Origin of the sequence: Corallococcus sp. 4LFB (assembly GCF_046520365.1) — a bacterium.
Taxonomy (GTDB): domain Bacteria; phylum Myxococcota; class Myxococcia; order Myxococcales; family Myxococcaceae; genus Corallococcus; species Corallococcus caeni.
Genome location: NZ_JBKGHJ010000333.1, coordinates 1 through 9,860 on the forward strand (window position 1 = coordinate 1; position 9,860 = coordinate 9,860).

Sequence of the window (9,860 nt, forward strand, 5' to 3'; positions counted from 1 at the left end):
GCACCTCCCCTTCCCTGGAGCCCGCGCGCGAAGGGGCGCTGGTGCGAGCGGTGTCCGACGTCGAGGCGCTGCTGCATGCGGGCTCCTCGGGCCCCGCGCGTGAGCGCATCGCCGCGCTGGCGCGGGCGTTCCCGGCGAGCCCGTCCGTCACGCTCCTGCAATGCGAGCTGCACCTGCTCCAGGGCGGCTGGGCTCCGCGCGGACCTCCTGCGAGCGCGTGCTCGCGTTCCGGGAGGATGCGGTGCAGGCCCACCTGCTGCTCGGCGTGCTGGCGACGAACACCCGCGCGCACGCGCGCGCACGCAAGCACCTGGAGCGCGTCATCGCCCTGGAGCCGTCGCGCACGGAGGCGTGGCACCTGCTCGCCCGCGAGTACCGGGGCACCCGTCAGCTGAAGCCGCTCCAGGCCCGCTACCGCGAACAGTTCGCGCGCGACCTGCCGTGAGGCTCGCGGCCTACTTCGCCAGGGACGCGCGCCAGGCGTCCTCGAGCAGCGCCAGCAGGAGCATGTCGTTGAAGCCGCCGCCGTTCCCGTCGGCCTGATGGCCGCGCAGCACGCCCTCCTGCTGGAAGCCCGCGCGCAACAGCGCCCTGGACGACGCGCTGTTGCGCACGTTCACCATGCCTTCGATGCGGTGCAGGTTCAGGTGCTCGAAGCCGAAGCGGATCAACGCGGGCAGGACGCCCGTCATCACGCCCTGGCCCCACAGCGCGCGCGCCACCATGTAGCCCACCTCCGCGCGGCGGTCCTTCTGGCTCCAGTTGAAGAGGGTCAGGTAGCCCAGGGGCGTCAGGTCTTCCTCCCGCGCCAGCACCCACCGGATGCCCTTGCCCTGGCGCATCGCCTCCAGGTCGCCGGTCAGCTTCGTGTGCAGCGTCTCCCGGAGCACGGGCACCGTGAAGTTGAGGCTCCGCGCCACCTCGGGGTGCGAGTACAGCGCGATCACCCCGTCCATGTCGTCGGGAGTGAAGAGGCGCACCCGGTACGGCGCGGGAACGGCGGGCAGCGGCAGCGTGACGTAGGACATGGACATGCGGAGCAGGCCCCGAGCGGTAGGGACCTCACCACCCTACCGGGTGATCGCCCTCATCACCATGGCGATGGGGCTCACTCCCCCAGCAGTCCGCGCCGCTCGCGCAGGACGTCGCGGATCGGATCCCATTCACCCCGGGCCCACGGCAGCACCTCGTCCACCATGGCCCGGTGGAGCAAGGCCAGCGTCTCATCGGGCGTGCGCGTCCGGGTGAGGGTGGAGCTTCGCCACCCCTCGTCCAGGGTCATGCAGGTCCCGCTGCTCAGCGCCCGGTACGCGGCCCAGGCGCACGTCGCCAGCAGGTGCTCCGGATCCCTGGGCGTGAGGCCCGTGAAGCCCACGCCCCGCCTGTCGGCGTCCGCCACCATCAGCGTCGCGTAATGGAGGCACCAGGCCGCGTTGAACAACTCCGACGCCAGGAGCTGGCTGGGGACGAACAAGCCAATCTCCATCGCCTTGCGCTGGTGCGCCTCATCCGGCGCGAGGACCCACTCCTCCAGCGCGAGGAGGGCTGACTGGGCGCCGTCGTTCTCCGGCCCATGCCTGTCCCAGACCCGCGCCGCGACGCGCGCCACCGCCACGCACAGCCGGACCTCCGCTTCCTGGCTCAGTGGCCCCAGCGAATCCACCCAATCCTGCAACCGGGCGGAGTCCGGGTGCTCCGCGTCCACCGGCCCCGGCCCCGGCCCCGCCAACGCCCGGGCCAGTCGCGGCGAGCCCGGCCCGGGGGTCCGCGCCTCCACGGGCAACGGGCCGCTCCGGATGATGGAATCCGCCACGGTCCCGGCGTGGATCCGCATGCTCCAGGAGAAGGGGTCCCCGTGTCCCCGCTTCGCGGCATGCGTCAGCACGCGCCGCAGCAGGCCCACCGCGGGCCGCGCCCCCTCCCCCATCCCCGCGAGCAGGTGGAGCGCGTAGAGCCCCAACCGCGCCCCCTCCCGGTCATTCGGAAGGAGGCCCACCAGTCCCCCCGCCGTCTTGTCGAGCAGCGGCAGCGCGCGCGACGGCGAAAGCCAGGAGAGCACCTGGAGCACGACGACGCGGCTCTCGTCATCCAGCACCACCTGCTCCTCCAGCGCGCGAAGGACCTCCTCGGAAGGCGGGGTGCACCGGCCCAGCAGGCGCAGCGCGGAGCGGCGGACGTAGGGACTCTCATCCGACAACCGCCCCAGGGCCTCCTTCAGCACGTCGTCCGGGACTGGACCGTCCAGCGCCGCCAGCGCGTCCAGTGCCGTCGCTCGCAGCTGCCACTGCGTCTTGTCCCGGCACGCCTCCAGCAACAGCCGCACCGCGAGCCGGGTCGGCCGGGGGCGAAGGAACACCAGGGCCCGTAGCGCCTGACGCTGAACCCGGGCGCTGCGCCGGGACAAGAGCCCCAGCACGGCGGGCACCGCGCACCGGGGCAGCGGGCCCACCGCCATCAACGCCTCGAGCACGTTCAAGCGGATGTTGGCGTCCGCGGTCTCCGTCTCCGCCAGCCGGGGCGTCGCCAGCGCCTCCAGCAACGCGGGCACCGCCCCCAGGCCAATGGCCCGCAGCGCTTCGTGCGCGTCGTAGGGATGGGACCTGCGCCCCCTCCCTGCGCCACCAGCTCCGCCACCCACTCGCGGGGAGTCTTGTCCGCGTGCCGGAAGCCCGAGCGCACCATCCGCGCGTCCAGCCTGCGCAGCGAAGCGAGGTCGTCTCCGGAGGCCCGGCGCCGCGCCTCCTCCAGTGCATCACCCATCCGTGCACCCTACTCCGCGCGCATCGCCTCCACCGGATCCAACCGCGCCGCGCGCGACGCCGGGTAGATGCCGAAGAGAAGCCCCACGCCGCAGCTCATGCCCAGCGACAGCGCCACGGCCCACGCGGGCACGCTCATGGGGAACAGCAGCACCCACTTGCCCAGGAAGACGAACCCGAAGCCCAGCCCCAGCCCCAGCATCCCGCCCACCAGCGACAGCATCACCGCCTCCGTGGCGAACTGGCCCAGGATGCGGCGGCGGCGCGCGCCCAGCGCCTTGCGGATGCCAATCTCCCGCGTCCGCTCCGTCACGGCGACCAGCATGATGTTCAGGATGCCGATGCCGCCCACCACCAGCGACAGGAGGCACACCCCCACGCCCGCGAGCGCGATGACCTGGGACAGCTCGTTGAAGGATGCCGTCATGGACTCGTTGGTGTGCAGCTCGAAGTCGTTCGCTTCCTGGGGCGTGAGCCCCCGGCGGCGGCGCATCAGGTTCACCACCTCGTCCTGCGCCTTCTGGAACACGGCGCCGTCGCGCGCCTGGATGTCGATCTCCACCGAGCGGTTCTTGCCGTAGAACTGCTGGAAGGCGCGCATGGGGACGATGGCCTGGTTGTCCTGGCTTGCCATCCCCATGACGCTGCCGCGCTTCTGCAGCACGCCAATCACCTGGAACGGCCGGCCCTGCAGCCGCACCTCGGAGCCCACCGGGTTCATGCCCGGAAAGAGGGTGTCCGCCAGGTCCACGCCAATGACCATCACCGGGCGGCCGTCCAGCGTCTCCGTCTCGTTGAAGAAGCGGCCGTTCGTCACGACGACGCCGCTCGTCTCCAGGTACGTGGGCTCCGTGCCCACGATGCTCACCGAAGGGGGCGTCTCCCGGAACGCGGTGGTCAGCTTCTTGCCCCACTCCTGGGCCAGGGGCGTGGCCGCCCCCACCGAGGGACACGACTCCAGGATGGCGCGCACGTCGTCGACGAGCAGGTCCTTGCGCTTCGCGTACTTCGCCCAGTTGATGCGGCCGAAGCCGGTGGGCCACTTCGTCACCTCGAAGGTGTGCGCCCCCAGGCTGCCCAGGTTCTTGTTCACCTGTTCGCGCAGGCCTTCAATCATCGCCATCATCGTGATGACGGTGGCCACGCCGATGACGATGCCCACCAGCGTCAGGAGCGAGCGCAGCGGGTTGCCCAGGAAGGTGCCCACCGACAGCCGCAGGTTGTCCAGGAAGGCACGCATCGCGCTATTCGTAGCGGAGCGCTTCCACCGGGTCCAGCTTCGCGGCTCGCGCGGCCGGCCAGATGCCGAACAACAGGCCCACCAGCGCCGCGAACGCCACCCCGCCCACCACCGTGCCCGGCCGCACGTCCGCCGCCAGCGGCGTCACCAGCGACACGACCTTCGCCGTGCCCAGCCCCACCACCGTCCCCAGCAGGCCCCCCACCGCGGACACGCTGGAGGCCTCCATCAGGAACTGGAGCACGATGGTGCGCTGCCGCGCGCCCAGCGCCCGGCGGACGCCAATCTCCCGCGTCCTTTCGCGCACGGACACCAGCATGATGTTCATGATGCCGATGCCGCCCACCAGCAGCGTGATGAGGCCCACGCCCGTGGCCGCGCCGTAGAGCGCGCCGGTGAGCTGCTCGTACGTCGCCGCGAGCGAGTCCGTCCGGTTGATGTTGAAGTCGTCCGCCTGGCCCGGCGGCGTCGCGCGCACGCGCCGCATGATGCCCACCAGCTGGTCCTCCGCCTTCGCCATCTGGCCCGCGTCCGCCACGGCGATGGCGATCTGCATGGGCCGCCCCTTGCCGAAGCTGGAGTTGAAGGTCTTGAAGGGCATGAACACGGACATGTCCATGTTCTCCGCGACAATCTTCCCCTTGCGCCCCAGCGTGCCCACCACCTGGAAGGGCCGCCCGTCGATGCGCACCGTCTGCCCCAGCGGGCTGACGCTGGGAAAGAGCGTGGCGGCCACGTCCGCGCCCAGCACCGCCACCGGCCGGTTCACCTCTTCGTCCGCGCGGGTGACGAACCGCCCGGACACCACCTCGTAGTTGCCGATGGACAGGTAGTCGCTCCACACGCCGTTGATGCGCACGTTGGAGACCTGGAGCGCGCCGTGCGCCACGTCCGACGAGCGCATCACCGCCGGGGAGATGGCGGTGATGAAGTCCGCCTGGGCGCGCACCTGCGCCACCTGCTCCAGCGTGAAGTTCTTCCGGTTGCGGTACAGCCACCAGTTGCCCTTGATCATCCAGGGGTACTTGGAGACGAAGACCGTGTTCGCCCCCAGGGTGGCCAGCTGCTTCTCGAATGACGAGTTGAGCCCCTGGATGATGCCGACGATGGCCAGCAGCGTCGCCACGCCGATGCCGATGCCCAGCGTCGTGAGCACCGTGCGCATCCGGTTCGCCCGGAGGGAGAACACCGCGATGCGGGCCCCCTCCAGCACGTCCACGCGGAAGCCCTGCTGGAACTTCATGCCGTGCCCGCCTGCGGTGCCACCCCGTGCACCCCCAGCGCCACCTCCGGCCCCGGCCCGTCCGCGACAATCTCTCCGTCGCTCAACCGGATGGCCCGGGGACAGCGCGCGGCCAGCTTGGGCTCGTGCGTGACGAGCACCAGCGTGTGCCCCGCCCGGTGAAGCTGTTCGAAGAGCTTGACGATCTCCTCGCCGGTGGCCGAGTCCAGGTTGCCCGTGGGCTCGTCCGCCAGGAGCATGGACGGCTCCGACACCAGCGCCCGCGCGATGGCCACGCGCTGGCGCTGACCGCCCGACAGCTCGTTGGGCCGGTGGTGCATGCGGTGCGTGAGCTGCACCTTGTCCAGCGCCGCCTTCGCGCGCTCGCGCCGCTCCTTCGCGCCCATGCCCCGGTACACCAGCGGCAGCTCCACGTTGGCGAGCGCCGTCTCCCGGGGGAGCAGCTGGAACGTCTGGAAGATGAAGCCGATCTCCACGTTGCGGATGACGGCCAGGTCGTCGTCGTCCATGCGCGACACGTCCTTGCCGTTGAGCATGTAGCGGCCGCTCGTGGGCGTATCCAGGCAGCCCAGCACGTTCATGAGCGTGCTCTTGCCGGAGCCGGACTGGCCGATGATGGCCACCCACTCCCCCCGCTGGATGCCAAAGGAGACGCCGCGAAGCGCGCGCACCTCCTCACCGCCCACGAAGAAGGCCCGCGTGAGCCCCTCCACCTGGATGAGGGGGCCCGCGTCCGGTGCAGGGGTTGGCGTCACGACTTGCCCTTCGCCGCGGCCTTCTCCGGCTCGCGCACCGCGTCCCCGTGGGACAGCTCCTTGGACAGCGTGCGGTAGGGGCCCTCCACCACGCGGTCACCGACCTGGAGGCCCTCGAGCACCTCCAGCTCCGTGTCGGAGGCGATGCCGGTGCGCACGCGGCGCACCTGGGCCTTGTTGTCGTTGTCCACCACGAAGACGACCTTGGCCAGCGTCTCCGTGCGGCGCTTGGCGGTGAGGGACGTGCCCTCCACGGGCGCCTGGTAGTCCGGCAGCGTGCGCTCGGAGCGCACCGTGACGGCCTGGATGGGCACGAGCACCGCGTCCTCGTGCGTCTCCGCGCTGATGCGCGCCTCGGCGCTCATGCCGGGGAGCACGCCGGGCGGGCGCGCGTCCAGGGCGACGGTGATGGGGAAGCTCGTCACCTCGGCCTCCGTGCCCGGGTTCTTGATGGTGGCCTTCTGGGCAATCTCCACCACGGTGCCGGTGAAGGACTGGCCCTCCAGCGCGTCCAGCGTCACCTCCGCGGGCTGGCCGTACTTCAGGTGGACCACCTCGTGCTCACCCACCTCGAACTTCACCTCCATCTGGTTGAGCGCGGCGATGGTCATCACCACGTCCTCGGAGAAGTCGGAGCCGCGCACGCGCTCGCCCACTTCACGCGACAGCTCGATGACGTTGCCGTCGATGGGGGACAGCAGCGTGGTGCGCGCCAGGTCCGTCGTCGCCTGCTCCAGCACGGCGTTGCTCTGGGCCACGCGCTGCCTGGCGGCGCCGAGGCGCGCATCGGCGGTGTCGGCCGCGGCCTTGGACTGCTCCACCTCCGCGGCGGACGCGAGCCCCTTCTCCGCCAGCCCCTTCACGCGGGCCAGCTCCGCGCGCTGGCGCGTGGCGTCCACCTCCGCCACCTGGACCTCGGCGCGGGCCGCGTCGCGGGACGCGGTGGCCTGCTTCACGGCCGCCTCGTAGTAGCGCTTGTCTATCTGCCCCAGCACCTGCCCCTTGGTGATGGCGTCGCCGTCCTTCACCTTGAGGGCGATGAGGTCGCCGGACAGGTTGGAGGAGATCTTCACGGTGGTGGCCGCCTGCACCTTGCCCGCGCCGGTGATGGTGCGGGTGATGGTGCCCTTGCGGGCCTTGGCCATCTGGACTTCCTGCGTCGGGGGGGGCCGGTCACGCAGGCCGCCCACGGTGATGGCCACCGCTCCAAGCAACAGCGCGCCGGCGATTGCCGCCTTCCACCACGTCATTGTGAGTCTCCCGGGTTCAGCGTGCCCATGGCCCGGAACAGGGCATAGCGGGCGATTTCGACATCAATGCGGCTCTGGAGCAACACCAGCTCCGCCTGGGTCAGCTTGAGCTGCGCGTCTCGCACGTCCAGCGTGGAGCCGGCGCCCGCGCGGAAGCGCTCCTCCGCCAGCGCCAGGCCCTGCTGGGCGACCGCGCGGTTGGCCGTCGCGAGCTTCGCGGAGGCAATCTGGCCGTCCAGCACCTGGTGGGCGCGGCGGACCTCCGCCTCCAGCTCGCGCGCCGTCTGCGCGAACGTCAGCTCCGCCTTGCGGATGTTCACCTGGGCGCGCGCGGACTGGGCCTGCGTGTTGAAGCCGTTGAACAGGTCCCACGTCAGGTTGACCCCGCCCGTGAAGATGTTGCCGTAGCCGGGCTCGCTGAAGAACGGGCCCGGGGCCTGGCTGGTGTGCGAGTACTGCGCGGACAGGCCCACGCGGGGGATGTAGTCCCCCTGCACGATGGCGCGCTGGAGCTCCGCCACGCGCACGCGCTGCTGGAGCGCCTTGAGCAGGGCGCGGTGCTCGCGGGCCTGCTTGAGGGCGTCATCCAGGGCGGGCGCGGGCGCGGGCTCCTGCTGGAGCACGCCGGGGTCCACCGCCACGATGGCCTCCGTGCCGGGGCGCGCCAGCCACACGGCCAGCTGCACCTGGTCCGCCACCAGCTGGTTCTGGCGCTGCACGATGTTGATGCGGTCGTTGCCCAGGTTGACCTGGGCGGAGATCTCCTCGGCCTTGCCCACGCGGCCCGCCTGGAAGAGGGCGCGCGCGCGCTCCAGCTGCTCCTCGCTGCGCTTCGCGGTGGCGTTGAGCACGTCCAGCGTGGCCTGGGACAGGAAGAGGTTGAAGAAGCGGCGGATGGCCTCCAGTTCGGAGGTGTCCGCCTCTTCGATGGACTGGTTGCGGATGGCGTCCACGTTGACGCCCGCCTGCTCCAGCTGCTTCCAGAGGCCGCGGTTGTAGATGACCTGCGACAGGCCCAGGGACGCGGAGTAGCTGTCCGCCGTGTTGGAGGAGCTCACCACCTCCCGCGTGACGGTCTCCGTCTCGCTGATGGGGACGCTGAAGACCTGCCGGCGGCGGCCCAGGTAGTTGAGGCTGGGGCCCACGTTGAGCTGCACCTGGGGCAGGAGGCCGGAGCGCGCCACGCGCTGGTCCTCCTGGGCCACGGCGACGTCCAGCGCGGCCTGGAGCGCCTGGGTGTTCTTGCGGCCCAGCTGGCGCGTCTCCTCCAGCGTGATGGGGGTGGCGGTCAAGAGCGCCGCGACGACGAGGAAGCCGCTCACTGGCCACCTCCCGCCGGCAGCCCGATGAGGAAGACGCCGACATACATGAGGTAGAGCACCCCGACGAGGACGAGCGAGCGCCCCAGGCGCATCCCGGTGGCGGTGGAGAAGCCCACGCCCAGCAGGCCCACGCTCCACAGGTTGAAGAAGTCCGCGCCCTTGAGCACGCGCTGCATCTTGGGCGACAGCCCGTCCAGCAGGGCCAGGCTGGAGGGCACGAGCCGCTCCGCGCGCAGTTCGGTGAGCGAGTGCTGGTAGCCCGCGCACACCGCGTAGATGAGGTGGTACAGCGCGATGGGCAAGAGCGCCACCGCGGCGGCCGCCATCAGCTGCCCGAAGGCGGCGGGCTTGTTGAAGAGCCACGCCGTGACCCAGAGGATGCACGCGAGCAGCAGCACCATCAGGGGCATCACGATGAGCCCCTTGGCGATGCCGCCCACCAGCGCCTTGCGCGACGCCGTCTGGATCTGCTCGGTGATGTCGGACTCGGAGACGCTGGACGCAGAGGCGTCCGTGGGGAGGGCGCTCACCACGGAGGTGGTGGCGTCCCAGCGCAGCGCGTAGGCGACACCGGAGGCCGCGACGCAGAAGGCGAGGATGAGGAGGGGCCACAGCCAGCGCCGGGCCTCGACGGCGGTGCGCGTTCCCCCAAGGGGGTCCACGAAGACGCGCGCCGGTTGGACAAGGGAGGTCATAGGGTTGGGGTCTCTGGGCGGATTACGCAGCCCACCCGGCGTGATTGCCCGGTCGCTCGAATTGAGTCGGGAAACGGGCGGGCAGCCAATCGAAATCCGGCCGCGCCCCAAGGTTTATCCTGCCTTGCATCCATCCTGTAGCGGTCTGTAGCCTAAATTTTGCGGCGGGGCGGCGGACGGTGTATTCCGCTCGGCTGCACGCTTGCCGGAGCATGAATGGTCGACAGCACGGATCTCGCCCAGGTTCTCCATGAGGCGCATGACATTGCCCGCAGCGTCGCCCAGAAGCCCACGTCGGCGCATGTGCTGCTCGCGCTCTTCACGGTGGAGAACCGCGCCCAGCTCCTCCTGAAGGAGAAGGGCGTGGACGAGGACGCGCTGCTGCAGCTCATCACGGAGGCCCCGGCGGAGACGGGCAACGTGGTGCAGGAGCTGACCGCGCGCGCCCGGGAGCTGGCCAGCACGTTCCGTGCGGGCGAGGCGGACTGCCTCCACCTGCTCATCGCCATCATCCGCAAGCGCTGCGCGGCGAGCGACCTCTTGGGCCGACGGGCCTGGACCTCATCTCCCTGTCCCAACACCGTCCCCTGGCCTAG

General features: G+C 70.9%; 10 protein-coding genes. 2 read left to right on the forward strand and 8 right to left on the reverse strand.

The features are described from left to right. The first annotated feature begins 160 nt into the window (after positions 1-160). Entirely contained in the window at positions 161-445 is a 285-nt protein-coding gene (locus ACLEQD_RS28935; protein ID WP_410388419.1) for a tetratricopeptide repeat protein, read from the forward strand. A gap of 10 nt (positions 446-455) precedes the next feature. On the opposite strand, the gene ACLEQD_RS28940 is transcribed toward ACLEQD_RS28935, so the two are convergent. The 8 genes from ACLEQD_RS28940 to ACLEQD_RS28975 form a co-directional block, all read right to left on the reverse strand. Beyond that, on the reverse strand, positions 456-1,034 hold the full coding sequence (locus ACLEQD_RS28940) for a GNAT family N-acetyltransferase (RefSeq protein ID WP_410388420.1): 579 nt from the start codon (positions 1,032-1,034) through the stop codon (positions 456-458). Between the two features lie 74 nt (positions 1,035-1,108). Continuing rightward, a complete protein-coding gene (locus ACLEQD_RS28945) occupies positions 1,109-2,638 on the reverse strand; it encodes a HEAT repeat domain-containing protein (protein ID WP_410388422.1) in 1,530 nt (509 codons plus the stop codon). A 131-nt stretch (positions 2,639-2,769) separates the two neighbouring features. Beyond that, positions 2,770-3,999, reverse strand: a complete 1,230-nt coding sequence (locus tag ACLEQD_RS28950; protein ID WP_410388424.1) for an ABC transporter permease — start codon at positions 3,997-3,999, stop codon at positions 2,770-2,772. A gap of 4 nt (positions 4,000-4,003) precedes the next feature. Continuing rightward, positions 4,004-5,242: an ABC transporter permease gene (locus tag ACLEQD_RS28955; protein WP_410388425.1), complete on the reverse strand. Its 1,239-nt coding sequence runs from the start codon at positions 5,240-5,242 to the stop codon at positions 4,004-4,006. Beyond that, complete coding sequence (locus ACLEQD_RS28960) at positions 5,239-5,997, reverse strand: ABC transporter ATP-binding protein (RefSeq protein WP_338263707.1); 759 nt, start codon at positions 5,995-5,997, stop codon at positions 5,239-5,241. The genes ACLEQD_RS28955 and ACLEQD_RS28960 overlap by 4 nt, the downstream gene beginning before the upstream one ends. After that, positions 5,994-7,247, reverse strand: a complete 1,254-nt coding sequence (locus ACLEQD_RS28965) for an efflux RND transporter periplasmic adaptor subunit (protein WP_410388427.1) — start codon at positions 7,245-7,247, stop codon at positions 5,994-5,996. The genes ACLEQD_RS28960 and ACLEQD_RS28965 overlap by 4 nt, the downstream gene beginning before the upstream one ends. Next, the gene (locus ACLEQD_RS28970; protein ID WP_410388429.1) at positions 7,244-8,569 is read right to left on the reverse strand and encodes a TolC family protein; all 1,326 of its coding nucleotides are present in this window, start codon (positions 8,567-8,569) and stop codon (positions 7,244-7,246) included. The genes ACLEQD_RS28965 and ACLEQD_RS28970 overlap by 4 nt, the downstream gene beginning before the upstream one ends. After that, a complete protein-coding gene (locus ACLEQD_RS28975; protein WP_410388431.1) occupies positions 8,566-9,264 on the reverse strand; it encodes a YIP1 family protein in 699 nt (232 codons plus the stop codon). Before ACLEQD_RS28975 ends, ACLEQD_RS28970 begins: the two co-directional genes overlap by 4 nt. A 216-nt stretch (positions 9,265-9,480) precedes the next feature. On the opposite strand from ACLEQD_RS28975, the gene ACLEQD_RS28980 reads away from it, so the two are divergent. Beyond that, the coding region (locus tag ACLEQD_RS28980) for a Clp protease N-terminal domain-containing protein (RefSeq protein ID WP_410388433.1) at positions 9,481-9,860 on the forward strand (380 nt) is incomplete at its 3' end.

Excerpts from the sequence above, each read along its gene's own strand:
- ACLEQD_RS28975 (WP_410388431.1), bottom strand. The coding sequence starts at position 9,264 with ATGACCTCCCTTGTCCAACCGGCGCGCGTCTTCGTGGACCCCCTTGGG.
- ACLEQD_RS28965 (WP_410388427.1), bottom strand. The coding sequence starts at position 7,247 with ATGACGTGGTGGAAGGCGGCAATCGCCGGCGCGCTGTTGCTTGGAGCG.
- ACLEQD_RS28935 (WP_410388419.1), top strand. The coding sequence starts at position 161 with ATGCGAGCTGCACCTGCTCCAGGGCGGCTGGGCTCCGCGCGGACCTCC.
- ACLEQD_RS28940 (WP_410388420.1), bottom strand. The coding sequence starts at position 1,034 with ATGTCCATGTCCTACGTCACGCTGCCGCTGCCCGCCGTTCCCGCGCCG.
- ACLEQD_RS28955 (WP_410388425.1), bottom strand. The coding sequence starts at position 5,242 with ATGAAGTTCCAGCAGGGCTTCCGCGTGGACGTGCTGGAGGGGGCCCGC.
- ACLEQD_RS28950 (WP_410388424.1), bottom strand. The coding sequence starts at position 3,999 with ATGCGTGCCTTCCTGGACAACCTGCGGCTGTCGGTGGGCACCTTCCTG.